This is a genomic window from Streptococcus mitis (genome assembly GCF_965111735.1).
Taxonomy (GTDB): domain Bacteria; phylum Bacillota; class Bacilli; order Lactobacillales; family Streptococcaceae; genus Streptococcus; species Streptococcus mitis_DR.
This window is the reverse complement of sequence record NZ_OZ217346.1, coordinates 789,213-812,814: the sequence shown is the minus strand read 5'-3', so window position 1 is coordinate 812,814 and position 23,602 is coordinate 789,213. Positions and strand designations below refer to the sequence as shown.

The 23,602-nt window shown below is 40.1% G+C and carries 25 protein-coding genes; 3 read left to right on the top strand and 22 right to left on the bottom strand.

Going from position 1 to position 23,602, the window contains the following annotated elements; all coding sequences use genetic code 11:
• Window positions 1–7 precede the first annotated feature (7 nt).
• Window positions 8–403, bottom strand: coding sequence for a diacylglycerol kinase family protein (locus ACLV7W_RS03995; RefSeq protein WP_261014219.1), 396 nt, complete (start codon window positions 401–403; stop codon window positions 8–10).
• Complete coding sequence (ybeY, locus tag ACLV7W_RS03990) at window positions 384–881, bottom strand: rRNA maturation RNase YbeY (RefSeq protein ID WP_000275156.1); 498 nt, start codon at window positions 879–881, stop codon at window positions 384–386. Before ybeY ends, ACLV7W_RS03995 begins: the two co-directional genes overlap by 20 nt.
• A 104-nt stretch (window positions 882–985) precedes the next feature.
• Here ybeY and pavA point away from each other — a divergent pair, with 104 nt between their 5' ends.
• Window positions 986–2,641, top strand: a complete 1,656-nt coding sequence (pavA, locus tag ACLV7W_RS03985) for an Rqc2 family fibronectin-binding protein PavA (protein WP_411865474.1) — start codon at window positions 986–988, stop codon at window positions 2,639–2,641.
• A 40-nt stretch (window positions 2,642–2,681) separates the two neighbouring features.
• On the opposite strand, the gene ACLV7W_RS03980 is transcribed toward pavA, so the two are convergent.
• The 10 genes from ACLV7W_RS03980 to ACLV7W_RS03935 all read right to left on the bottom strand — a co-directional run bounded on the left by ACLV7W_RS03980 (window position 2,682) and on the right by ACLV7W_RS03935 (window position 12,693).
• Window positions 2,682–3,938, bottom strand: a complete 1,257-nt coding sequence (locus ACLV7W_RS03980) for an ISL3 family transposase (protein WP_411865473.1) — start codon at window positions 3,936–3,938, stop codon at window positions 2,682–2,684.
• Window positions 3,939–4,096: 158 nt separating this feature from the next.
• On the bottom strand, window positions 4,097–4,807 hold the full coding sequence (gene deoD, locus ACLV7W_RS03975) for a purine-nucleoside phosphorylase (RefSeq protein WP_084888397.1): 711 nt from the start codon (window positions 4,805–4,807) through the stop codon (window positions 4,097–4,099).
• A gap of 401 nt (window positions 4,808–5,208) precedes the next feature.
• The gene (locus ACLV7W_RS03970) at window positions 5,209–6,492 is read right to left on the bottom strand and encodes a chloride channel protein (protein ID WP_153209899.1); all 1,284 of its coding nucleotides are present in this window, start codon (window positions 6,490–6,492) and stop codon (window positions 5,209–5,211) included.
• A 2-nt stretch (window positions 6,493–6,494) separates the two neighbouring features.
• Window positions 6,495–7,304: a purine-nucleoside phosphorylase gene (locus ACLV7W_RS03965; RefSeq protein ID WP_153209900.1), complete on the bottom strand. Its 810-nt coding sequence runs from the start codon at window positions 7,302–7,304 to the stop codon at window positions 6,495–6,497.
• A complete protein-coding gene (locus ACLV7W_RS03960; protein ID WP_411865472.1) occupies window positions 7,301–7,861 on the bottom strand; it encodes a DUF1697 domain-containing protein in 561 nt (186 codons plus the stop codon). Before ACLV7W_RS03960 ends, ACLV7W_RS03965 begins: the two co-directional genes overlap by 4 nt.
• A gap of 1 nt (window position 7,862) precedes the next feature.
• Complete coding sequence (locus ACLV7W_RS03955) at window positions 7,863–9,074, bottom strand: phosphopentomutase (protein WP_261144006.1); 1,212 nt, start codon at window positions 9,072–9,074, stop codon at window positions 7,863–7,865.
• Between the two features lie 23 nt (window positions 9,075–9,097).
• The gene (gene rpiA / locus ACLV7W_RS03950) at window positions 9,098–9,781 is read right to left on the bottom strand and encodes a ribose-5-phosphate isomerase RpiA (RefSeq protein ID WP_411865471.1); all 684 of its coding nucleotides are present in this window, start codon (window positions 9,779–9,781) and stop codon (window positions 9,098–9,100) included.
• A gap of 105 nt (window positions 9,782–9,886) precedes the next feature.
• Complete coding sequence (locus ACLV7W_RS03945) at window positions 9,887–10,816, bottom strand: peptidase U32 family protein (RefSeq protein WP_261028843.1); 930 nt, start codon at window positions 10,814–10,816, stop codon at window positions 9,887–9,889.
• A 127-nt stretch (window positions 10,817–10,943) separates the two neighbouring features.
• Window positions 10,944–11,624, bottom strand: coding sequence for an ABC transporter ATP-binding protein (locus ACLV7W_RS03940; RefSeq protein WP_261028844.1), 681 nt, complete (start codon window positions 11,622–11,624; stop codon window positions 10,944–10,946).
• Window positions 11,625–11,637: 13 nt separating this feature from the next.
• A complete protein-coding gene (locus ACLV7W_RS03935) occupies window positions 11,638–12,693 on the bottom strand; it encodes an ABC transporter permease (protein WP_261028845.1) in 1,056 nt (351 codons plus the stop codon).
• 358 nt (window positions 12,694–13,051) lie between these two features.
• Between ACLV7W_RS03935 and ACLV7W_RS03930 the strand changes: the two genes are divergently transcribed.
• On the top strand, window positions 13,052–13,339 hold the full coding sequence (locus ACLV7W_RS03930; protein WP_411865470.1) for a DUF3270 domain-containing protein: 288 nt from the start codon (window positions 13,052–13,054) through the stop codon (window positions 13,337–13,339).
• A 34-nt stretch (window positions 13,340–13,373) separates the two neighbouring features.
• On the opposite strand, the gene ciaH is transcribed toward ACLV7W_RS03930, so the two are convergent.
• The 10 genes from ciaH to ACLV7W_RS03880 all read right to left on the bottom strand — a co-directional run bounded on the left by ciaH (window position 13,374) and on the right by ACLV7W_RS03880 (window position 22,058).
• Window positions 13,374–14,708 (bottom strand): two-component system sensor histidine kinase CiaH, encoded by a 1,335-nt coding sequence (ciaH, locus tag ACLV7W_RS03925; RefSeq protein ID WP_261184470.1) that lies wholly within the window; start codon window positions 14,706–14,708, stop codon window positions 13,374–13,376.
• A complete protein-coding gene (gene ciaR / locus ACLV7W_RS03920) occupies window positions 14,698–15,372 on the bottom strand; it encodes a two-component system response regulator CiaR (protein WP_060805708.1) in 675 nt (224 codons plus the stop codon). The genes ciaH and ciaR overlap by 11 nt, the downstream gene beginning before the upstream one ends.
• 108 nt (window positions 15,373–15,480) lie before the next feature.
• Complete coding sequence (locus ACLV7W_RS03915) at window positions 15,481–18,027, bottom strand: M1 family metallopeptidase (RefSeq protein WP_261184467.1); 2,547 nt, start codon at window positions 18,025–18,027, stop codon at window positions 15,481–15,483.
• 121 nt (window positions 18,028–18,148) lie between these two features.
• Window positions 18,149–18,589 (bottom strand): ASCH domain-containing protein, encoded by a 441-nt coding sequence (locus tag ACLV7W_RS03910; protein ID WP_049542979.1) that lies wholly within the window; start codon window positions 18,587–18,589, stop codon window positions 18,149–18,151.
• Entirely contained in the window at window positions 18,564–19,433 is an 870-nt protein-coding gene (locus ACLV7W_RS03905; protein ID WP_411865932.1) for a putative PEP-binding protein, read from the bottom strand. The genes ACLV7W_RS03910 and ACLV7W_RS03905 overlap by 26 nt, the downstream gene beginning before the upstream one ends.
• Window positions 19,393–19,911: an NUDIX hydrolase gene (locus tag ACLV7W_RS03900; protein WP_411865469.1), complete on the bottom strand. Its 519-nt coding sequence runs from the start codon at window positions 19,909–19,911 to the stop codon at window positions 19,393–19,395. The genes ACLV7W_RS03905 and ACLV7W_RS03900 overlap by 41 nt, the downstream gene beginning before the upstream one ends.
• A 10-nt stretch (window positions 19,912–19,921) precedes the next feature.
• On the bottom strand, window positions 19,922–20,620 hold the full coding sequence (locus tag ACLV7W_RS03895; RefSeq protein WP_411865468.1) for a 3-oxoacyl-ACP reductase: 699 nt from the start codon (window positions 20,618–20,620) through the stop codon (window positions 19,922–19,924).
• Window positions 20,613–20,849 (bottom strand): DUF2829 domain-containing protein, encoded by a 237-nt coding sequence (locus ACLV7W_RS03890; protein WP_000141924.1) that lies wholly within the window; start codon window positions 20,847–20,849, stop codon window positions 20,613–20,615. Before ACLV7W_RS03890 ends, ACLV7W_RS03895 begins: the two co-directional genes overlap by 8 nt.
• Before the next feature lie 69 nt (window positions 20,850–20,918).
• Window positions 20,919–21,734, bottom strand: a complete 816-nt coding sequence (locus tag ACLV7W_RS03885) for a hypothetical protein (protein ID WP_411865467.1) — start codon at window positions 21,732–21,734, stop codon at window positions 20,919–20,921.
• Between the two features lie 3 nt (window positions 21,735–21,737).
• Complete coding sequence (locus tag ACLV7W_RS03880; RefSeq protein WP_411865466.1) at window positions 21,738–22,058, bottom strand: PadR family transcriptional regulator; 321 nt, start codon at window positions 22,056–22,058, stop codon at window positions 21,738–21,740.
• A gap of 221 nt (window positions 22,059–22,279) precedes the next feature.
• Between ACLV7W_RS03880 and ACLV7W_RS03875 the strand changes: the two genes are divergently transcribed.
• Window positions 22,280–23,536: an ISL3 family transposase gene (locus tag ACLV7W_RS03875; protein ID WP_411865465.1), complete on the top strand. Its 1,257-nt coding sequence runs from the start codon at window positions 22,280–22,282 to the stop codon at window positions 23,534–23,536.
• Window positions 23,537–23,602: the final 66 nt, after the last annotated feature.

Below are 23,602 nucleotides of genomic sequence, written 5' to 3'. Positions count from 1 at the left end.
TTACTGTTTAAAATATTAAATCCCAGATTCGTGGGAGAAAAATCAATGCGCCTGTTAAGGCTGCGAAAAGAGAGATCACTAATACCGCACCAGCCGCCATATCCTTGGCATTTTTAGCCAGCATGGAAAAGTGATAGTGACTGGCCAAATCCACCACATTTTCAATAGCAGAGTTAATAATTTCAAAAGCTACTACCAAGAAAATGCTCAATAGGAGAAAGAGCCATTCGATTCGTGACACCTGAAAAACAAAACCTGCAAGAATGACCACTAGAGCCGTCACTGCATGTTTTCGCATATTGCGTTCTTCCTTGATAGCAGTAAAAATTCCTGTAATGGCAAATTCTAAACTGGATATCAGGTCACGATTTTTCCATTTTCGTTTATTGTCTTGTGAGTCCATAGGCTGTCAAAATTTCTTCTTGTAAACCGAACATCTCCGCTTCTTCTTCTGGAGTGTAGTGATCATAGCCGTTGATATGTAAAAAGCCGTGTACTGCCAAGAAACCCATCTCACGCTCAAAGCTGTGGCCATATTCCTCAGCCTGCTCATGAGCCTTATCAATAGAGATGAACAATTCCCCAATATAGGCATCAAACTCAGACATCATCTCTGCCAATTCCGGATTTTCAAGCAAATCCTCTTCGTCAAAGGCAATTTCCAACTCTGGCTTGTATTCAAGGCTGATAACATCTGTCGGACGGTCTGTGTCACGGTACTCCAGATTGAGTTCATGACTACGCTCATTGGTCACAAAGGTAACTGCCATCTCCTTGTCTTCTTTTCCTAATTTTTGGGCTGCAAATTCCAAAATTTCTTGGGTTTGTTGCAACATTTCTTTTGAAACTTGACCAGTTTCATCTACCATTTCAATATACATGTGCTTCTCGTTTCTCTTTACTTGGCTTTATTATACCACATTTCCATGATTTTATTCTACCTTTTTGATATAATACTATGGAATACAATCACAAGGAGAGAACGATGTCATTTGACGGATTTTTTTTACACCACATGGTTGAGGAATTGCGAAGAGAGTTAGTGAACGGTCGCATCCAGAAAATCAATCAACCTTTTGAACAAGAGTTGGTCTTGCAAATCCGCAGCAATCGCCAAAGCCATCGCCTGCTCCTTTCTGCCCATCCAGTTTTTGGACGCATTCAGCTGACCCAAACGACTTTTGAAAATCCATCCCAACCTTCTACCTTTATCATGGTTTTAAGAAAATATTTGCAGGGTGCCCTGATTGAGTCGATTGAGCAAGTGGAAAATGACCGTATTGTGGAAATGACAGTTTCCAATAAAAACGAGATTGGAGACCATATCCAGGCTACCTTGATTATCGAAATTATGGGGAAACACAGTAATATTCTACTGGTTGATAAAAGCAGTCATAAAATCCTCGAAGTTATCAAACACGTCGGCTTTTCACAAAATAGCTACCGTACCTTACTTCCTGGATCGACCTATATCGCTCCGCCAAGTACGGAATCTCTCAATCCTTTTACAATCAAGGACGAGAAACTCTTTGAAATCCTGCAAACACAGGAAACGACAGCTAAAAATCTTCAAAGCCTCTTTCAAGGTCTGGGACGTGATACGGCAAATGAATTGGAAAAGATTCTGGTTAGTGATAAACTAGCCACTTTCCGAAACTTTTTCCATCAAGAAACCAAGCCATTCTTGACTGAGACTTCCTTCAGTCCAGTTCCTTTTGCAAATCAAGTGGAAGAGCCTTTTGCCAACCTTTCGGATTTGTTGGACACCTACTATAAGGACAAGGCTGAGCGCGACCGTGTCAAACAGCAAGCCAGCGAACTGATTCGTCGTGTTGAAAATGAACTTCAGAAAAATCGACATAAGCTAAAAAAACAAGAAAAAGAGTTACTAGCGACAGACAATGCTGAAGAATTTCGCCAAAAAGGGGAATTGCTAACAACCTTCCTCCATCAAGTGCCTAACGACCAAGACAAGGTTATCCTAGACAACTACTATACCAACCTACCTATCACCATTTCTCTTGATAAGGCACTAACTCCCAGCCAGAATGCCCAACGCTATTTTAAACGGTATCAGAAACTTAAAGAAGCTGTCAAATACTTGACTGATCTGATTGAGGAAACCAAGGCAACTATTCTCTATCTGGAAAGTGTGGAGACCGTCCTCAACCAAGCTGGACTGGAAGAAATCGCTGAAATTCGTGAAGAATTGATTCAAACAGGTTTTATCCGCAGAAGACAACGGGAGAAAATCCAGAAACGCAAAAAACCAGAACAATATCTAGCAAGCGATGGCAAAACCATCATCTATGTCGGCCGAAACAACCTGCAAAACGAGGAGCTAACCTTTAAAATGGCCCGCAAGGAGGAACTTTGGTTCCATGCCAAGGACATTCCTGGAAGCCATGTTGTCATCTCAGGCAATCTTGACCCATCCGATGAAGTCAAGACAGACGCGGCAGAACTAGCCGCCTACTTCTCTCAAGGTCGCCTGTCAAATCTGGTCCAGGTAGATATGATTGAAGTCAAGAAACTCAACAAACCAACTGGTGGCAAACCAGGCTTTGTCACCTACACAGGACAAAAGACCCTCCGTGTAACACCTGACCCAGAAAAAATCGCATCCATGAAAAAATCCTGATTTTACGGCTCTTTGTCAACTGTAGTGGGTTGAAGAAAAGCTAAGCTCGAGAAAGGACAAATTTCGTCCTTTCTTTTTTGATGTTTAGAGCGATAAAAATCCTTTTTTTGAAGTTTTCAAAGTTCCGAAAACCAAAGGCATTGCGCTTGATAAGTTTGATGAGATTATTGGTCGCTTCTAATTTGGCGTTTGAATAGGGTAGTTGAAGGGCATTGACAATTTTCTCTTTGTCCTTTAGAAAGGTTTTAAAGACAGTCTGAAAAAGAGGATGAACCTGCTTTATATTGTCCTCAATCAGTCCGAAAAATTTGTCAGGCTTCTTGTCCTGAAAGTGAAAAAGCAGGAGCTGGTAGAGATGATAGTGGTGTTTCAAGTCTTCTGAATAGTTCAAAAGCTTGTCTAGAATCTCTTTATTGGTCAAGTGCATACGAAAAGTAGGACGATAAAAACGTTTATCGCTAAGTTTACGACTATCCTGTTGGATGAGTTTCCAGTAGCGTTTGATAGCCTTGTATTCATGAGATTTTCGTTCAAACTGATTCATGATTTGGACACGCACACGACTCATAGCACAGCTTAGATGTTGTACAATATGGAAACGATCTAGAACGATTTTAGCACACGGAAAAAGTTTTCTAGCCAAGTCATAGTAGGGACTAAACATATCCATAGTAATGATTTTCACTCGACATCGGACTGCCCTATCATATTTAAGAAAGTGATTTCGGATAATAGCTTGTGTTCTACCTTCAAGAACAGTGGTGATATTGAGTTTTTCAAAATCTTGCGCAATGAAACTCATCTTTCCCTTTGTAAAGATATACTCGTCCCAGGACATAATCTGTGGAAGGCGAGAAAAATCATGCTTAAAGTGAAAGTCATTGAGCTTGCGAATAACAGTTGAAGTTGAAATGGACAGCTGATGAGCAATATCGGTCAAAGAAGTCTTTTCAATCAGCTTTTGAGCAATTTTTTGATTAATGATACGAGGGATTTGATGATTCTTCTTGACGAGGGAGGTCTCGGAGACCGCTATTTTCGAGCACTTATAGCAGTTAAAACGGCGTTTTTTAAGGAGAATTCTAGTAGGCATACCAGTTGTTTCGAGGTAAGGGATCTTAGACGGTTTTTGAAAGTCATATTTCTTCATTTGACTTCCACACTCAGGGCAAGATGGGGCGTCGTAGTCCAGTTTGGCGATGATTTCCCTGAGTGTATCCTTATTGATGATGTCCATAAATTGGATATTGGGGTCTTTAATGTCGAGTAGTTTTGTGATAAAATGTAATTGTTCCATATGATTCTTTCTAATGAGTTGTTTTGTTGCTTTTCATTATAGGTCATATGGGACTTTTTTTCTACAACAAAATAGGCTCCATAATATCCATAGGGGATTTACCCACTACAAATATTATAGAGCCTATTTTACTTAAAATCAGGATTTTCTTTTACATTTTACTCTGCAATCAAGGTTTCCAAACCAACCTTCATCATATCTGTGAAGGTATTTTGGCGTTCTTCTGCAGTTGTGTCCTCATCTGGATTGACTAAACTATCAGAAATAGTCATGATAGCAAGGGCATCAACATGATGTTGGGCAGCCAAATAGTAGAGAGCTGCTGCTTCCATTTCCACAGCCTTGACTCCCCATTTACCAATCTCGATATTCTTTTCAATGTAGTTTGAGTAAAAGACATCAGAAGACAAAACGTTCCCAACGTGGGTTGTCATACCAAGTTCTTTAGCGATATGGTAGGCCTTGTCCAGCAAATCAAAGCTAGCGATTTGTGGGAAATCGTACTGTGGCCAGTCATTGCGGATGATGTTAGAGTTGGTTGCAGCTGCTTGCGCCAAAACCAATTCACGGACGTGAACATCTTCATTCAATGAACCTGCTGTTCCCACACGGATCAATTTCTTCACACCGTAGTCAACAATCAACTCACGCGCATAAATCGAAATAGATGGCATCCCCATCCCAGTTCCCATGACTGATACACGGTGGCCCTTGTAAGTACCAGTGTAACCAAACATGTTACGTACTTCGTTAAAACAAACAGCATCTTCAAGGAAATTCTCCGCAATAAATTTCGCACGAAGAGGATCCCCAGGAAGAAGAATTTTATCAGCAATTTCACCCTGCTGAGCAGCAATATGGATAGACATAATATAAGATACCAAACCCGTCAAAAAACAAAGGGAAAATAGGAGTTGGGTGCAGTGAGCGATGCTCGCTAGACCAACTATCTTTTTCCCACTGCTTTTAGGGTGGGTTCAATTCCTTTCTTTCTTAATTTTGATGATATTGAGAAGATTAGAGCGGCTTCAATTCAATCCCGAACTCCCCTTCTCTTCTGAGTTTTTAGAAAAGTTTTCCGCTCGTGTTCAAATCAGAACACACGCTCTACCTTTCTTTTTATTATTTTTATATTTCATAGCTAGGAAAAATCGTATTCAATCATGACTCCGATAAACCTACTACATTTTTATTTAAAACAGTTATTGATAAACTGACAATAGTTTTTAATCTTTTAAGATAAATCCTTGATTAGAAGAAACGGCATTTCCTACCTAATTACTTTATTCTTTGACTTCTGACACAGTATGCTAGCCCAAGGAAAGCTATCTAACACTTTTGCAAAACCATAAGCTAGGAAAGCTGTTACTAAGAGATATGGAAGAGAATCTAAACCGATACCAGTGAAGCCTATTACTAATCCAGTTGCAGACCAGGGAGCCCTCAAAGTCACAGACAAAAAGCAAACCGACCCAAAAAGTAAAACGGTTGGCTGGCTATCCCCACCTAGAATCATACCCAAGAGACCAGCTCCAGCCATCCCCAAGGCAAAAGATGGCGTAAGTGTACCACCATAGGCCCCTGCCCAAAGGATAATAAGAACGACCACTGCTTTTAGGAAAAACATGAGAAGCACTGTTTGACCACTGCTACCATTTAAAATCTCCTGAGCCATCATGCGTCCATTGCCAAGTAGATGTGGAAAGGAACTTGCAAGACCAGCAAGAAAAAGAAAAGCTGTAGGCAATGTGAGAAGTACTCGTTTATCTTTTATCCTGTTTGAAGACACTTCTTTACTCAAGCGACCAAAAAGCCAAGCTAGTGGGGTTAAGAAAAGAAGTAATAAGGGAATAATCCACGTTTCCTTTAATGACCATGCAATGGCTGGAATCTGGTAGAGAGCCTGATCTGAAATAACCCAGCCTGCTATATAGGTTGAGACATAGGTAGTCAAACCGACTAAGACAAATCGTTTAATAGATAGAGCAATTCCTAAGGTTTCAAAAACAAAGAAGACACTTGTTAATGGAACCTGATAAACAGCAGCTAAACCAGCACCAGCACCACAAGCAAGGAGAAAGATTTGATCCTTCTTAGAGAGAAAACATATTTTTCCAATTGGCCCTGCAAATAGAGTTCCAATCTCTCGTGGCGCAGCTTCTTTACCAATAGGCGCTCCCCCTCCAACTGCAATAATCTGCCAAATTGAATGAAATAGCTGTCTTAAAAAATGAAGCTTGTATTGTGAAGTCTCATCCTTCATCTGAGCTTTGATGGAATAAATCTTAGACCCTTTTTGCAAGAAATACCAGACCAAGGTTGAGCCAAGACCCACGATCATTAAACTTAGTCCTATCCGTGAGGAGGAAACTCCATCTGTCAAAAATCCACTATGATGCTCTGACTGACCAAAAGCCAGCTCCTCCACCATCTCTAAAAGATAATGGAGTAATATACCAGATAAACCCGAAACTATTCCTTGTAGAATTACTGCTATGAATAATCTAAAATTATAAGGGATTTTTCGAAAAATACTCCTCAATTCTATTAACATGATTACAATTCAGCAAGAATCGCTTTAAGCAAGCCTTTGAAATCACCTTTAACACGTTCAGTCACTTCTACAACTTCTTCGTGGTTGAGTTCTTCTTGGAAACCAGCAGCATGGTTAGTAATACATGAAATACCGAGAACTTTCAAGCCTGAGTGAGCTGCCACAATAACTTCAGGAACAGTCGACATACCAACTGCATCTGCTCCCAGTGTCTTATAGGCGCGAATTTCTGCTGGTGTTTCATAAGTCGGACCAGTTACACCGATATAGACACCTTCATCAAGCTTGATACCAAGTTTCTTAGCCACTTCATGGGCAGTAGCACGGTATTCTGGTGTATAGGCTTTAGACATATCAGGGAAACGTGGACCAAAATCATCCAAGTTTTCACCCATCAATGGGTTCTGCCCCGTCATATTGATATGGTCTGAGATAGCCATCAAGGTACCAGGACCAAATCCGATACCACCAGCTGCATTGGTTACAATAACACCTTCACATCCAAGAACTTTCATGACACGTACTGGGAAAGTCACGACTTCCAGAGGATTGCCTTCGTAGAAATGGAAGCGACCTTGAAGAGCCAAGACCTTACGACCTGCAAGTTCACCATATACCAATTTACCAGCGTGTCCGACTACTGTAGAGCGGCCCCAGTTTGGAATCTCAGCATAGTCTACTACAACTGGATTTTCGATTTCTTCTGCCAGTTCTCCCAGTCCTGATCCAAGGATTAGACCAAACTCAGGGGCTGCAATCCCCTTGTCTCTCAGGAAGGCAGCTGTTTCATTGATTTTATCTAAAAATGTCATTGTGTGTCTCCTTTTTTAGTTTTTAGCATTTGACCGATTTTGTCAAAAGTTTTAGCATTGCGAATGGTAATGTGGCGATAGAATGACATCTTGAGCAGGTGCTTATGATAGGCTGTCTTAGAGTAGGATTCTTCAGAGAATTTCCCCCAGAAAATCCCAAGTTTACCAAAATGAAGAACTTCATCTTCCAGTTTCAAACTGCCTACTTTCTCTATGACTTGGTCCACATCTAAACCCTCCGTGTAGAAGAGGACATCTTTTCGAGCCAAATCTTTGGTCCACCAATCTGGCAGATTCTTCAGCTCTGCTTCATAGTTTTCCTGACTTAGCAAGGAAAAGCTCTGAATAAATGGATAATGGATTTCAAAGAATGCCTCTAACTTTTCAACCAATCGTTCTTTGGGGTCTGTCGAAGTAAAGAAAATATTGCCACTGTTGATGTAGGTCTCAACCTTTTCCAGTCCCAACTCTGTCAGTTCTTGACGAAGTTGCGCCATGACAACTTTATTTTTCCCACCGACATTAATGCCCCGAACAAGTAAAGCATATCGCGTCATCTTATACCAATTTATCTAAGAAACTTTCCCCAATCATGGCAGTTTCAACACCAAAGTTATCCGCAACTGTCGCTGATATATCTGCAAAATGTCCAACTGGAATGACACCATTTCCTTTAAAGGAAGGACTGTAAGCCAAAAGTGGAATATATTCGCGAGTGTGGTCTGTTCCTGCATAGGTTGGATCATTTCCATGGTCCGCAGTAATCAAAAGAAGATCATTCTCTCTCATGGCTGCGATAATTTCAGGCAAGCGTTCATCAAACTCATGCAAGCAATCACGGTAACCATGAGCATTACGGCGGTGACCGTAAAGAGCATCAAAGTCAACCAAGTTTGTGAATGAGAATCCTTTTTCAAATTCAGCAAGGCCCATGGTCTTCAATAGTGTATCAATTCCATGGCTGTTTGACTTGTTATGACCCATATCATGGTTGATACCCGCACCGTTAAAGATATCATTGATTTTACCAACAGCGTAAGTATCGATACCAGCTTCATTCAATTTATCCAAAACAGTCGGTGCAAATGGAGATACAGCTAAGTCCCGACGATTTGCCGTACGAGTGAAGTTACCTGGCTCACCGACATATGGACGGGCAATGATGCGACCTAGAAGGGCAGGGCGCTCAAGGGTAATCGAACGAGCGTATTCACAGATACGGTACAATTCGTCCAAAGGAATAATATCTTCGTGGGCAGCAATCTGCAAAACAGGGTCAGCTGAAGTATAGATAATCAACTCTCCAGTTTCCATCTGACGTGGTCCAAAGTCATCGATAACGGCTGTTCCTGAGTAAGGTTTGTTAGCTTCACGAATAACCTTGCGTCCTGAGAATTCTTCGATTTTTGTCAAGATTTCTTCTGGGAATCCATTCCAGAAAGTATCGAAAGGCTCAGTAATGTTGAGTCCCATGATTTCCCAGTGTCCAGTCATAGTATCCTTACCAAGAGATACTTCTTCCAATTTTGTTGCATATCCTGTTGGATTGCTTTCAGCTGGAACAGTCTTAAGAGGAGTTTCACGAGGAATATTCCCCAGACCAATTTTAGCCATGTTTGGGACATTCAAACCAACTGCTTTTGAAATGTGTCCTAATGTGTCAGAAGCACCATCTGGAACTCCTGCATTGACAAAGTTATTAGCATCTGGTGCAGCACCGATTCCTACAGAATCTAATACCACCAAGTGAATACGATTAAATTTTGACATAGTGTATCTCCTTATTATTTTAGTTATCTTGCTTTTGTTGAAGTTAAAATCTGAACTCCGTCTCGTCCAGCAACGATGACCTTATCCACCATTTTGTTGAATAAGCCGTGCTCTACAACACCAACGACATGGTCCAATTCTTGTCCGAAAGTAATTGGATCTTCAATGACATCCAAGGCAAGGTCAATGATAAAATTCTGCATATCCGTCACAAAACGGTGGCCGTCTTTTTCACGGAAACTTGGTTTGTAGCCAGCTCGCTCAAAACGACGAAAAACCTGCTCTGCGCCATACTGAACCACTTCTACAGGCAATTTAAAAGCACCTAGTTTGTCGACCAGCTTGCTTTCATCCACTACCCAAATGTAGTCTTTTGAGGGCGTTGCCACAACCTTCTCCATGAGAAGGGCACCACCACCACCTTTGATTCCATTAAACTGATTATCCACTTCATCCGCCCCGTCGACTGTCACATCGACAAAGTCTACTTGGTCAATAGACTTGAGTGGGATATTAAGCCCTTCAGCCTGTTTACTAGTCACACTAGAAGTCGTTACAGCTGTAATCTGCAACCCTTCTTCCTTGATACGACGACCGATTTCTTCGACAAAATAATAGGCAGTAGAACCCGTTCCAAGTCCGACTACCATGCCATCCTTGACAAACTCAGCAGCCTTGATACCTGCCATTTTCTTCAGATTTTCCACTCAAACACCTCCATTAAAGAGCTACTTTTATTATAACATGTATCCGTTTTTATTTCATGGATACACTAGAAAAACCCGAACATTTTTATTTCGGGTTTTGATGTCCTATTTAACCATATCAGGATCGTAATCATAGAATCCTGTATCAAGGAAACGGTTTTTAGGGTGTAACTTGCGTACTTCCTCATCCAGCAAGAAAGCTTGGTCATGGCTAAAGTTGCCCTCTTGGATCAAGCTACGCGCTTGGATAAAGAGTTTTGCAATCTCAATAAAGTTCTGACCTGGAGTGTAGAGCCCTTCTAGTTTCCAGTGAGTGAAACCATGCTCCACCAATTCTGTCAATTTGGTCATCAAATCAAGGTCATTGTTGGCAAAAATGTGGGTACCATGATTATCTTCAAAAATGGAATAATGGCTCTCAGGGTCACTTGGCTCTGCCAAGAAAAGGTCACGCTTGCGAGTCTTTTCATCATCGATATGCGTGAAGTTATAGTAGTTTTGCAAGAGCGGACGCTTAGAATGATGGATGACACTAGCTCCGTAAACCAAAACTTCAGCAGGAATTTCCAAAATCTCTGGCATTTTGAAGAGTTCAGCAGATGGAATTTCACGCGCCAAAACAGCCTCAGATGCGCCAGCCTTTTGTCCCCAGAAGTTAATCTGACGACTGCTTGTCACCATGGTTGAGGCATCGTAGATAGTCTTAAATGAATAACCATCGCGATTGACTACGTAAAAAACGCCTGCATCCCCAATAGTAATGTAGTCTGTCTTAATTTCTTCCAAAAAGTCTAAGAAAGGCTTGATACGATCCATCATATCTTGGTGCATGAGGGCATTAACTGCAACAATCAATTCCTTACCCGCATCATGAACCAGCTTAGCGATTTCACGCAATTGGTCATGACTAAAGGTTGTTGGCAGACGAAGGCCAAAATCTTTCTCACCAACATAGATACGATCTACGCCAACTTCGAGCAGTTGTTTAACTTGTTCAATACTTTCAGCAGTTGCTGTAATGATAATCTTTTCCATAAGAAAAATTATACCATATTTCTCAAAAATCAGCTATGAATACTAGGAATTTTCTAAAAAGGCAAAGTCATTTTTTAAGGTTTGCAATCAAAAAGTGAACGGTAGCCAGCACCGTCCACTCTATTTATTATTTATATGTTTCTTCAACTAGGTGTCCATCGTTCATCACATAAACACGGTCCACCTTATCTAGAAGACGAGTATCGTGCGTAATCATGACAACTCCTCTACCTTGTTCGTGGGCAATGGCAGCCAACATTTCCGTTACTTGGTAGGCACGCTGGGTATCTAAACTTGCTGTTGGCTCATCTGCAAGCACGATACTTGGATTGTTATAAAGCGCTCTAGCAATTGCGGCCCGTTGACGTTCGCCACCTGATAAAGCCTTGGGATACTGTTCTTGTACCTTTTCCAAATCCAACAAGTCAAGTAACTCTTTTCGATCACTTTTACTATTTTTTCCCTTATCTAGTCTGTCAATCAAATCCAGCTGTTCCTTGACCGTTAGAAATGGAATTAAGTTTGAAGCCTGAAGAATAAAGCCAAACTCTCTAAAACGGAGGTCTGTTTTCTCCTTTTCCGTCAAACTGCCTGTTTCCTTCCCCTTAACTAAAATTTTTCCACTCGATGCTTCCTGAAGTTGTCCTAGAGTCGTTAGAAAAGTCGTCTTTCCAGAACCTGAAGGCCCAACGATAGCCACGAACTCTCCCGTATTTAGCTGAAAATTCGTCTCATGCAGAGCTACGACTTTCATCTTTCCTTCCCCGTACGTTTTTGTCACTTGAGTCATTTCAATCAATGCTGTCATACTATTCTCCTTATCATTCTGCAATAGCAGTAATCGGGTCCACCTTTAGCAAGCGTGGAAGTGAAATGACACCACCTAGCATGGCCATCAAACAAATCACCAAGCTTAGGACAGAATAGGCTAACCAACTTGGGTAGAAAAAGAAGGTAGCTGGCAAGACTAAAATCACTCCTCCAATAGCAAGCAAGGCTAAAGCGATCCCCATACCAGCTAGGAGGAAGATTTGACAGAAAAGAGACCATACAATGGTTTTGATCTGTATTCCCTGAGCCCGCATTATTCCATAAAGTCCTAGTTTTTGGATGGTAATGATATAAACAAATATACCCACAATCAAGCCTGTGATGACAATCATAGCAATAATCATCCCTGAAAATACATTAACCTGAGGTGTGTAACCAGGAATTTTCGATATCATTTTTGGAATAGAAATCTGTTTCAATCCATCGCCAGCCAATTCTATATCATTTTTCAATACCAAGGCAGAGATCGATTTATTAGATTTTAAAGTTCCTTGTAAGGTCCAATAAGTTGTCAAACTCGTAAACACAACAGGCTCAGTAAAAAATTTATTTCCTTGAGTCAGCCCTACAATCTTGTAACTTACTTCGCTTCCATTGAGCTGAATGGCATCACCTAGCTTGATTCCATAATTCTCAAAGGACTGATCAACGACCACTTCGTCATCCCCTTCAGGATAACGGCCCTTCGTCAAACTAGGAGAGATAAATTCGTCCCATTCTTGAGCAAAGATGGAAACATTGACCTTTTCGCTATCATCGACTAGATTTGTCACAGCAAACATATAGCCCAGTGGAGCTGCCTCTTTAGAACTCTTATCCTTATAGTCCTTTTCAGGAATAAAAGATGCCGTCAAATTATCATTTGCGTAGTCAGATAAAACCACACCCGTCGCTTGCCAATTATCAATAGCGGCTCGATTGTTTCGCACAAGACCAAGAGCTAAGCTGGTCATAAAAAAGACCATGAAAGCGATAAGAAAAATGGTAGTTAAAATCAAACTATATCGAAGTTTGTTTTGTAATATTTCTTTGATAGCAAGATACATGCTTATCTCCTTTAACTTTTCAAGAGGTATCGATTAGACACCCCACTACTATAAAAATAGGAGACAGAAAATCTGTCTCTGTATTCAAAACAAATCTCACTAATCAAATTAAATAAAATCAAGAAAATAAGGAAAGAAATTTTCGTAAAAAAGAATCAATTGGTAGCTCTATTTTCTTAGGAATATAATCAATTATGAATATTAATAAGTATTGAGTGTCTATCCATCCTATCATTTTCACATTATGGTGTCAAGAAAAGTGATTTTGAAAAGGGACTTTATTCTTATTGTAATCTTTCTGTAATAATTCTCTGCTGAAAAAATGATAAAATAGGTATGTATTGTTAAGGAGAGAATAATGCCCGTAAGAAAATTACAGTCCTATGAGGTAGACTATCAAGAAGAATTAAACCAACAGGTTCCTCGCTATCAAGATTATACACCTGAAGCGCAATCTGATGCCAATCTCAAGGAAATCCTATTTTTTGTTAATATCGCTGTTTTTTGTATCTGTATTGCTATCTTTAGTTTTATCTTTTTAGCATTAAAATTATCAACTGCTTTTGCCTTTGTCGCAGCAATCGGATCCAGCTTACTTGTCTTAAAAGTTCAACGAACTATTATCAAACGAAAACGTAGAAGATAAATCCAAAATATCGCCCCATCCGGAGCGATATTTTTTATTTTTTCTTTTTCGATGGTGTGTGGATGGCAATTTTCACTTCAAAGATTGTTCCCTTTGGTTTATTATCTTTAACAGTAATGGTCCCTTTTAGGGCATCTACAATTTGCTTGGCTAGGGATAATCCTAAACCAAAACCACCTTTTTGACGGGTTCTAGCCTTATCCACTCGATAAAAACGATCAAAAATTTTCTTCTTATCTTCTGCTGAAATACCGACTCCATTATCAGAAACCAGTAAATACAGATTGCGATCGGTCGCCGAGATAAGAAAATCAATTTCACCATCCTCCTCAGTATATTTGATAGCATTATCAAATAGGATAGTCATCAGTTGTTTTAGTAAAAGTTGATCTGTGACAATCGTTCTATGAATGCGATTTTCAAAACGGAAGACACGGTCATTTTCAGAAGCAATCATCTCATAGTTTGTGAAAGTCGTATTGAAAAAACTAGTTGGAACTTCTGCAAGTTCCGGCTTAATCCCATCATCTCTCCGAGCTAAATTCAGCAAGTTTGTCGTCAAAAACCGCATATTTCGGACTTCTTCCAAACTCGATGCAATGCTTTCACTCACATCCATAATGGTAGCTTCTGGCTTACGGAAAAGGGTCTCTAGACGATTTTGCAGAACTGCAAGTGGAGTTCGTAACTCATGACTGGCATTTTCCACAAAGGACTGCTGCTTCTGCATGCTCTCAAGCAGGGGACGAACACTGACTCGAGCTAGATAGAGACTGGCAATCAAAGACAAAATCCAAAAACTAGCCATCACGACCACAATCAGTTGCTCATGCTTTTGACTGGCTTGCTCCAACTGACTGGTATTAATCAAGACAGCCGCATACTTGATATTGGTTGAAACCGAACTGATATTGGTTTCCATCAAGATCATGCGATAGATTTCTTCCTGTCCATAGCTATTAAAAACCTGAATCTGATAGATATGGCCTAGTTCTTTCTTCTCTAACTTAATCTTATCCAATCCCAAAAATCGGTTTCCAGAAAGGAGCTGGGTAAAATTCTTATCAAAAAGAATAACCTCCGTATTGGAACTGACATTGGGCTTCACCTCAGTCTTACTAGTATCTGTAGCGGCATTCTCTATATCTTGAATCTCTTCTGTTGCCCTATTTACCGCAAGCTGAATGACTGCCTGAGGATTTTCACTCAATCCATGAAGCTTATCATCCACCGAAGTATAGAGACTCGAATGCATGACTTGTAAAATAATCAGAGTCATGGTAGAGAAAATCAGAGTGAAGACACCAAAGTTGCGGATAAAATAACTAAAGTCATCCGCATACCATGTTTTTTTTAGTTTACTGAACATCTTTTAAAATATACCCAACACTGCGCAAGGTTTGCAAATTCTCTGCAAAAGTGGTTCCTTTTAATTTCTTACGGATTTTTGAAACATAGACTTCGACAACTGAAATCGTTGTGTCACTATCAAATCCCCATAAACGATCAAAAATCTGAGTCTTAGGCAAAATAACATTTTGATTTTGAAGGAAATAAACTAATAAATCAAACTCTTTCCCCAGCAATTCAACAGGAGTATCTTCGACTTTGACGGTATTGGTTGACAAATTAACCACAATATTTCCATAAGTCAAGGTGTTTTCATTAAATTTACCTGAACGTTTGAGAAGCGCTTGAATCCGCATTTTGAGTTCTTCTAGGTAGAAAGGTTTGGTCAGATAATCATCTGCTCCCAGTTCAAATCCATGTCCCTTGTCATCCAAACTTTCCTTGGCAGTCATGATCAGAACTGGAGTCGTAATTCCCTTTTCACGCAATTCTTTCAAGACTTGGAAGCCATTTTTTTCAGGCAACATCAAATCGAGCAAAATCAAATCATAGACGCCACTTTCAGCTTCGTAGAGACCTTCTTCCCCATCAAATACCTGCATGACATCCGCAAAATCGTCTAAAAAGTCAAATACTGAATTTGACAGGCCTAGGTCATCCTCAACTAATAAGATTTTTATCATGAGAAACTCCTCCTTAATAAAACCATTATACCAAATTTGCCTTAAAAAAAACTCAACTCTCTGCATTTTACATGAGATAGCTGAGTTTTCTTTTTATTTTAGGCTTATTTATGCATTTCCGTATTGAAGAACGACTACTTCCACTGCAGCTTTTTCACGGTTAATCAAGTTAACACGCGCTGCAATTTCCTTGATTCCCATACCGATGTTACGGCTAAGAGCAAGGTCAGAAAGTTGCGGTTCAAAGAATTCCTTGTACTCTGCCAAGCGTTGCTGAGTCTTAAATACGTGAGCAGGAAGGATAACAAAGCTATCAAAGCTCATATCTCCACCAAGAGCTGCCTTAATCCAAGCCCAGTTTTCACGAGCCCAAGACCATGCTGTTTCCTGAGTTGCTTGATGGCTTAAGAACTGGAAGTACCAAGCAGACAAGTCTTGTGGTTTGACCACAAATTTGTCCTTCCATGAAGTAATCAAGTTTTGGATATTATCCGCATCTGTACTGTATGCAAGAGCTGCTGCCAACTGGCGTTTAAAGACAGCATCTGTTGCGTGAGTATAAGTATCAAGATAAAGTGCTAACAAGTCTTTAGTCTCATGATGTTTCATCTCATTGATCAGAACTTGTGAGCGAATAGCTGCTGGAAGTTCTGCAAGATTCTCCTTGTGAGCCGCGAAGATTTGACTAGCGACTTGACTAGCTTCTGCATCATTTGAGCGAATCATCATAGAAACAGCCAACTGACGAACCAATTCATCCTCATCTGATTCGCCATCTTTAGCTTCAAAACCAAGACAGTCATAATTATGACGAGCCAATTTAGCAACCAAGGCTTTGAAGGCTCTTTCAGCTTCTGTTCCTTCATCGATAAAGCGCTCGAAGGCAGAAATTACTTGAGAAACAGCTGAAACGACAAGGTAAGATTCTTCCTTAGCTAGTTTATCAAGAACTGGTAGCAAGTCAGCATAAGAAATGTGCCCTGCTTCAGCAAGCAAGCGACGTTCTTGAACGATTTGCAGTTTACTTGTGTTATCAAGCTCAACTAGGTCAGCAAGAACTGCATCCAACAAGTCTCCTTGATAGTCTGTAATGTAGTGAGCTGTATTTTCAGTATTGAGACGAAGAGCTCCTTCATTTTCAGCAAGAAGGGCTGCGTAGCCAGGGATTTCGATGCTTTCAGTTTCGAGTGTATCAGGCAAACCTTTCCAGTTGCTATTTAGTGGCACAACCCAGAGACGGTTCTTATCTTCGTGCTCACCGATGAAGAATTGTTTTTGTGAAATCTTCAAGACATCATTTTCAACTTTGACAGTAAGAACTGGGTAACCAGGTTGTTCCAACCAAGAATCCATAAAGGCTGCGACATCACGTCCAGACGCGTGACCAAGGGCATCCCAAAGGTCACGACCAATTGTATTGCTGTACTGATGTTTTTCAAAGTAGGCATGCAAACCTTTGGCAAAATCGGTATCGCCTAGCCAACGACGAAGCATGTGCATGAGGCGACTTCCTTTGGCATAGACGATAGCTCCGTCAAAGAGCGTATTGATTTCATCTGGATGTTTAACTTCGACGTGGACAGACTGAACACCATCAGTCGCATCTCGTTCAAGAGCGTGAGGCACTCCACCTGTTTGGAAATCTTCAAAGATATTCCAGCTTGGCTCAATGGCATCCACACAGACATATTCCATCATGTTAGCAAAGCTTTCATTGAGCCAAAGGTCATCCCACCATTTCATAGTAACGAGATTGCCAAACCATTGGTGAGCCAATTCATGGGCCACAACAAGGGCAACTTGTTGACGACTGGCAAATGTAGAGTTTTCATCTACAATTAAGCAAACTTCACGGTAGGTCACAAGACCCCAGTTTTCCATAGCACCAGCTGAGAAGTCAGGAAGGGCGATATGGAGAGATTGAGGGATTGGATACTTAACTCCATAGTAATCTTCGTAAAACTCGATTGAGCGAACAGCGATGTCCAGTGAGAAATCAAGGTTAGATAATGGGTGGGCTTTGGTTGAGTAGACACCTACAAGGGTACCGTTTTTAGTTTTAGCCGTCACACCTTGCAAATCACCCGCAACAAAGGCTAACAAGTAAGAAGACATGCGAGGTGTTGTCTCAAACTTCCAGATACCTGTTTCCTTACGGTTTTCAACATCGATTTCTGGCATGTTAGACAAGGCCAATTCACCTTCTGCTTGGTCAAAACGTAGAGAGAGGTCAAAAGTTGCTTTGGCTTCTGGCTCATCCACACATGGAAAGGCTTCGCGCGCAAAATGACTCTCGAACTGAGTAGACAAAACTTCCTTCTTGATTCCATCAACTGTGTAATAAGAAGGGTAAATCCCTGTCATGTTGTCTGTAATTTTTCCTGAGAAAGCGATAGCCACTTTAACTTGACCAGCCTCAGCTAATTCAATATGAAGGGCTTCATTTTCATGGTCAACTGTAAATGGACGAGCTTCCCCTGCAACTTCTGCAGAAGCGATTTCCAAGTCTTTTTGGTGGAGGGAGATGCGGTCACTCTGTGCTTGACCAGTGATGGTCACTTTCCCTGAAAACGTCTTGGTCTCACGACTCAAGTCTAAAAATAAATCATAATGTTCAGGAACAAATTGCGTAATAAAATGTTCAACTGCTTGCATAGTTTTCTCCTATCTAAGTTTAAGAGCTAGAGCTCTTCTTCAAACAAACTTATTATATCATGTTTTGCTGGAGAAAAAAGGATTGGACGGCGATTTCCAAAACTTTCTTCCTTCTAATAGTCTACAGTGGGTAGACCTTGCGAAATTCTTCTAAAACAACCTTGCTTTCAGGTGTAAAAGTCAGTCCTACTTCTTTCAGCCACTCGGCGAAACAATTCTCATGAACCTGACGCCAATAGGTAAGTGATTTGTCTCCCTCACCTTCCTTATAGGCATGTTCAGCTGACACTCGATTGAAGGATTCAACAGAAACCTTTGTAATTTCGACAATACAGACAGCCTGATTTTGACTGTCTAAAATGACATCAAAGGTCCCTTCTTGAGGAAGAGACTCGGCTTCTAGTGCATAGAGGTCGTAGGCTGAGGCTGTTGCAGTCTTTTCGCCTTTTAAAACCAAATCTGCTAAAAGATCTGGTTCCACTCCAAAAGCCCAAGCATCGATTTCATCTCCTATAGAGGGGTTAATTTTCTTGTAGTCATTCCACATTTCTTGCGGTGTCATGGGTGCTCCTTTGTAATTTTTTACTTTCTTCTTTTATGTGTTTAAGATGATCTGGATGGTCAATCTCTAAATTAAAAATCTCTGGAATAGAACTATAGTGGATAATGCATTCGATACCCATCTGATTCATTTTTTGTATGAAAGAAGTATTCAGATAGCCTGCTACAGCAAAATCAATCTTTTCCATCCTTGCTTTATCCTGCATCTGTATTAACATATCTAACATAATTGGACTTTCCATATCATGCCATTGACTGTTTCTCACAGTGGCAAAAACAAAAGAAGTCAAATCATTCATTCCAACTACAATCTTTGAAATATCAGCTTCCAGTATGCTGTCCAAGTCAAAATATGCTGACGGTAATTCAATCATCGTGGCAATTTTCCCAGTAAAACCCTGCTGACGCAATACTGTAATAGCTTGCTTTAACTGCTCAGCATCATTGACAAAAGGAAAGATAACAGATAGATTGGGATTGTTTTGATAAACTTCTGTAACGACATGTGCTTCAGCCTGAAATTCATCCGGACACGCCAGCAAACGCCTCGTTCCTCTATATCCAAACAAGGGATGACGTTCGTCAAAATGCTGTTTAGTTCCCTCTAAACAATTGGCTTCTGTATTCGTTAATTCAGAAAAACGATACCAGACCTCCTCATCTGAGTAGAAGGAACAAATAGTGTCTAGATAATCTTTTACAAATTGCTGACAATTTGGTAACAGGATATTTTGATTGAGCTCTCTCAACAAGTATTCGCCTCTAATCATACCTACGTGGTGCAATAACTGAGGATAAATTTTTTCAAGATTTTTTTCGCCACTCAGAGCTAGTTGGTTTCTCATCATTCACCTTCCAATTCATATACAAGGTCTTGTCCAGTTCTGGAAATCCTAATAATTCAGACTTAACCTTCAAAACTAATGGCGATGCATTTTCTTCTGTGATTTCTTGAATTGCCTTCCAAACATATCCAAGAGAATCATTCACACCATCAGAGACAGTTTCAGAAATATTCACTTGAGATACCTTCTCGTTTATCTCGACATCATACAATGCCATGATATGGTGAACCATAAAATTTGTTAACCCTTCCCTGACAAAAACATCGTAGATTCGAGGATTGGAGTAGATTCTAACGGTAAATCCCGTCTCTTCCATAACTTCTCTAATCAGCGTTTCCGTCAGTCCTTCACCAAGTTGCTGACTGCCACCAGGAAGGTCTAACCTATTTTTGTAGGGACCTGCTGTTTTTTGAATACAAAGAAGGTAACCATATTTATAGCAAACACCATAAACTCCAAAGTGTTTTTTGATTTCCATCCAACTACTCCTACTTTAAGCTCCAGCCACCATCTATTGTCAGGATTTGTCCTTGCATAACGCTTGCTGTTCCACTTGCTAAGAAAAGGCTGATCTCTGCTACTTCCTCTGGCTCAATCCAGCGTTTGATCGGCGTTTCACTAGCTACCCAGTCAGCCAACCCACCTGGTTCAAAGTCAGCAGCGGTCATACCCGTCTTGACTGCTCCTGGAGCAATCCCAAAGACCTGAATTCCAGCTTCTGCATAGTCTAAAGCCAACTGCTTGGTAAATCCAGCCAAGGCGTGCTTTGAAGAAGTATAGGCGTGTCCACCGCCACCAGCTAGGCTCGAAGCTATGGAGCACATATTGATAATAATTCCTTTTTTATTCTCCAGCATTTGTATCAAATAATAACGAGTCAACTCAACAGGAGTCACATAGTTAATTTCAAAAATCTCTTGAATTTCCTGCGCTGTCTGTTCCAAAAGAGGTTTGTAATCATCCAAAACTCCAGCAGTATTACACAAAATATCCACCTGAGGACACCAGTCAAAAATTGGCTCCAAGTCCAAGGTCAAATCTCTCTGTAAAAAGTGAAAATCACCCTCTAAAAGTGGATTTTTACCTTGGTCAACTCCATAAACTTGATAACCCTTCTCTAAGAAGAGTCGAGCCTGAGCCAATCCAATACCTGAACTCACACCTGTAATGAGTACACGTTTAGTCATGCACTTCTACCCAATCCGTCGCTAAAACATCACAAGGTGTTGGGCTCCACATAGAAAATCCTTCACCCTCACCAGACACGTTGATTAGGAAATAGGGCGTCACTTCGAGCGCAACCCCATTTTGCTCGATAGTGTCAAAAAGTTGGACATAGTTTTCAGCCCCTCCCCAACCAGTACGTACATATTTTTTCTTATCCTTTAACCCAGGCAAGATTTCTTCAAATGTCATGTTATTCTCCTTTAATTCTACATTCTTCATTTAATTATAACAAAAAACCGCTTTGCAACAGCTTTTTGACTATATTTCACTCCATTTTATCTTCTTAAACCCAAGGAACAAGAGAAAAATGCCAATAAAAAGAACAGCTAAAGGAATGAATTTTGTAAGGAAAACATTTGAAATGCCCATCCACTCATAGTAACGGAGCAGAGAACCTACAATAAGGTGGGCAACAATCATACTGACAAATGGACGAAAGACCGCTTCTTTCCAATTCCAAATACTGATGACTAGAGAAAGCGTAAAGACAAGGAAACTATCCCAGGGAGCAGGAAGATAAAAGGCCCCTTCTTGTATGAAGCTTGCCATTCCTACATATCCCAGAACGACTAGCAGAACAAGAATTCCAACGACAATATAAGTGCCAATTTTCTTCTTAGGAGAATCTTGGACTAGCCCCCAACGTAAGATTGTGGCCACAAGTCCAAATCCAATCAGAAAAAGAATCAGTTGCCCTAAAAACGTGAGCAAATTAACTGTTAAGAGAGAGCCTTTCGAAAAATCGCTTAGTAGTTGATAATAACGTAATACCGCTAGGACAAGGATTGGCGTCAACAGTGACTCCTTGATAGAACTGCGTGGTGCTTCCTTGAGAATCTCTTTCATTATTTTTTTAGGATTCTTACCTAGATAATCCTCTGCACTCATACCATCTCGTTCTGCTTCTGAGAAATCTAGCATCATCAAATAGATCTGCTCTCTGAGATAGTCTTCATCATAGAGAAATCCAGCAAGATTAAAACTTTCCCACAGCTCCTCAAAATACTGCTGATTGTCCTCAGAAAACTCATGCAACAAAGCGTTTGTTTCTTCATAATACTTCATTTTCTTCATGGTTTAACCCCCATTCTTAATCCCTTCTACTTTTTTACTCAAATCATCCCATTGTTGCCAAAAGACCGATACACGCTCTTCTCCTTCTTTCGTTAACGAAAAATACTTCCGATCTGGACCATCTGGCGACGGACGCATGTCGCCTTTTATCCATTGATTTTTTTCTAACTTTTGCAACAAAGGATAAATAGTTCCTGGAACTATAGTGTCAAATCCAGCCTCTCGCAAAGTCTGAACCAACTCATAACCATATCGCTCTTTTTGACCAATCATATCCAAGACACAACCTTCAAGAACACCTTTTAATAGTTGAGTTTCCTTCATCCCTTCCCCTTCTTTCTATTTTGTAATACCTACTAGTAGATTCATATATAATATACCACTTCCACACTAGTTTGTAAAGCATAATAGTTAAATAAAAAGGTTCTATAATATTTGTAGTGGGTAAATCCCCTATGGATATTATGGAGCCTATTTTGTTGTAGAAAAAAAGTCCCATATCATCTATAATGAAAAGCGACCAAACTATCATTAGAAAGAATCATATGGAACAATTACATTTTATCACAAAACTACTCGACATTAAAGACCCCAATATCCAAATTATGGATGTTATTAATAGGGACACACATAAAGAAATCATTGCTAAATTGGACTACGATGCCCCATCTTGTCCTGATTGTGGAAGTCAAATGAAGAAATATGACTTTCAAAAACCGTCTAAGATCCCTTACCTCGAAACAACTGGTATGCCTACTAGAATTCTCCTTAAAAAACGCCGTTTTAACTGCTATCAGTGCTCTAAAATGACGGTCACTGAGACTCCTCTAGTAAAGAAAAATCATCAAATCCCTCGTATCATTAATCAAAAAATTGTTCAAAAGCTGATTGAAAAGACTTCTTTGACCGATATTGCTCATCAGCTGTCCATTTCAACTTCAACTGTTATTCGCAAGCTCAATGACTTTCACTTTAAACATGATTTTTCTCGCCTTCCACAGATTATGTCCTGGGACGAGTATATCTTTACAAAGGGAAAGATGAGTTTCATTGCGCAAGATTTTGAAAAACTCAATATCACCACTGTTCTTGAAGGTAGAACACAAGCTATTATCCGAAATCACTTTCTTAAATATGATAGGGCAGTCCGATGTCGAGTGAAAATCATTACTATGGATATGTTTAGTCCCTACTATGACTTGGCTAGAAAACTTTTTCCGTGTGCTAAAATCGTTCTAGATCGTTTCCATATTGTACAACATCTAAGCCGTGCTATGAGTCGTGTGCGTGTCCAAATCATGAATCAGTTTGAACGAAAATCTCATGAATACAAGGCTATCAAACGCTACTGGAAACTCATCCAACAGGATAGTCGTAAACTTAGCGATAAACGTTTTTATCGTCCTACTTTTCGTATGCACTTGACCAATAAAGAGATTCTAGACAAGCTTTTGAACTATTCAGAAGACTTGAAACACCACTATCATCTCTACCAGCTCCTGCTTTTTCACTTTCAGAACAAAGAGGCAGACAAATTTTTCGGACTGATTGAGGACAATATAAAGCAGGTTCATCCTCTTTTTCAGACTGTCTTTAAAACCTTTCTAAAGGACAAAGAGAAAATTGTCAATGCCCTTCAACTACCCTATTCAAACGCCAAATTAGAAGCGACCAATAATCTCATCAAACTTATCAAGCGCAATGCCTTTGGTTTTCGGAACTTTGAAAACTTCAAAAAAAGAATTTTTATCGCTCTAAACATCAAAAAAGAAAGGACGAAATTTGTCCTTTCTCGAGCTTAGCTTTTCTTCAACCCACTACAGTTGACAAAGAGCCAATAAAAAAACGACAACCACTTTTCAGCAGTT

Bases quoted from the DNA above. Each gene is read 5' to 3' on its own strand.
- ACLV7W_RS03995 (WP_261014219.1), bottom strand. From the start codon at position 403: ATGGACTCACAAGACAATAAACGAAAATGGAAAAATCGTGACCTGATA.
- ACLV7W_RS03880 (WP_411865466.1), bottom strand. From the start codon at position 22,058: ATGAAGGAAACTCAACTATTAAAAGGTGTTCTTGAAGGTTGTGTCTTG.
- ACLV7W_RS03970 (WP_153209899.1), bottom strand. From the start codon at position 6,492: ATGTTAATAGAATTGAGGAGTATTTTTCGAAAAATCCCTTATAATTTT.
- ACLV7W_RS03885 (WP_411865467.1), bottom strand. From the start codon at position 21,734: ATGAAGAAAATGAAGTATTATGAAGAAACAAACGCTTTGTTGCATGAG.
- ACLV7W_RS03930 (WP_411865470.1), top strand. From the start codon at position 13,052: ATGCCCGTAAGAAAATTACAGTCCTATGAGGTAGACTATCAAGAAGAA.
- ACLV7W_RS03945 (WP_261028843.1), bottom strand. From the start codon at position 10,816: ATGGAAAAGATTATCATTACAGCAACTGCTGAAAGTATTGAACAAGTT.
- ACLV7W_RS03960 (WP_411865472.1), bottom strand. From the start codon at position 7,861: ATGACGCGATATGCTTTACTTGTTCGGGGCATTAATGTCGGTGGGAAA.
- ACLV7W_RS03875 (WP_411865465.1), top strand. From the start codon at position 22,280: ATGGAACAATTACATTTTATCACAAAACTACTCGACATTAAAGACCCC.
- ACLV7W_RS03940 (WP_261028844.1), bottom strand. From the start codon at position 11,624: ATGACAGCATTGATTGAAATGACTCAAGTGACAAAAACGTACGGGGAA.
- ACLV7W_RS03980 (WP_411865473.1), bottom strand. From the start codon at position 3,938: ATGGAACAATTACATTTTATCACAAAACTACTCGACATTAAAGACCCC.
- deoD (WP_084888397.1), bottom strand. From the start codon at position 4,807: ATGTCTATCCATATTGCTGCTCAGCAGGGTGAAATTGCTGATAAAATT.
- ACLV7W_RS03900 (WP_411865469.1), bottom strand. From the start codon at position 19,911: ATGGAAATCAAAAAACACTTTGGAGTTTATGGTGTTTGCTATAAATAT.
- ACLV7W_RS03905 (WP_411865932.1), bottom strand. From the start codon at position 19,433: ATGAGAAACCAACTAGCTCTGAGTGGCGAAAAAAATCTTGAAAAAATT.
- ACLV7W_RS03955 (WP_261144006.1), bottom strand. From the start codon at position 9,074: ATGTCAAAATTTAATCGTATTCACTTGGTGGTATTAGATTCTGTAGGA.
- ciaH (WP_261184470.1), bottom strand. From the start codon at position 14,708: ATGTTCAGTAAACTAAAAAAAACATGGTATGCGGATGACTTTAGTTAT.
- ACLV7W_RS03965 (WP_153209900.1), bottom strand. From the start codon at position 7,304: ATGACATTTTTAGATAAAATCAATGAAACAGCTGCCTTCCTGAGAGAC.
- ciaR (WP_060805708.1), bottom strand. From the start codon at position 15,372: ATGATAAAAATCTTATTAGTTGAGGATGACCTAGGCCTGTCAAATTCA.
- ACLV7W_RS03895 (WP_411865468.1), bottom strand. From the start codon at position 20,620: ATGACTAAACGTGTACTCATTACAGGTGTGAGTTCAGGTATTGGATTG.
- ACLV7W_RS03890 (WP_000141924.1), bottom strand. From the start codon at position 20,849: ATGACATTTGAAGAAATCTTGCCTGGGTTAAAGGATAAGAAAAAATAT.
- ybeY (WP_000275156.1), bottom strand. From the start codon at position 881: ATGTATATTGAAATGGTAGATGAAACTGGTCAAGTTTCAAAAGAAATG.
- ACLV7W_RS03910 (WP_049542979.1), bottom strand. From the start codon at position 18,589: ATGACACCGCAAGAAATGTGGAATGACTACAAGAAAATTAACCCCTCT.
- pavA (WP_411865474.1), top strand. From the start codon at position 986: ATGTCATTTGACGGATTTTTTTTACACCACATGGTTGAGGAATTGCGA.
- ACLV7W_RS03935 (WP_261028845.1), bottom strand. From the start codon at position 12,693: ATGTATCTTGCTATCAAAGAAATATTACAAAACAAACTTCGATATAGT.
- ACLV7W_RS03915 (WP_261184467.1), bottom strand. From the start codon at position 18,027: ATGCAAGCAGTTGAACATTTTATTACGCAATTTGTTCCTGAACATTAT.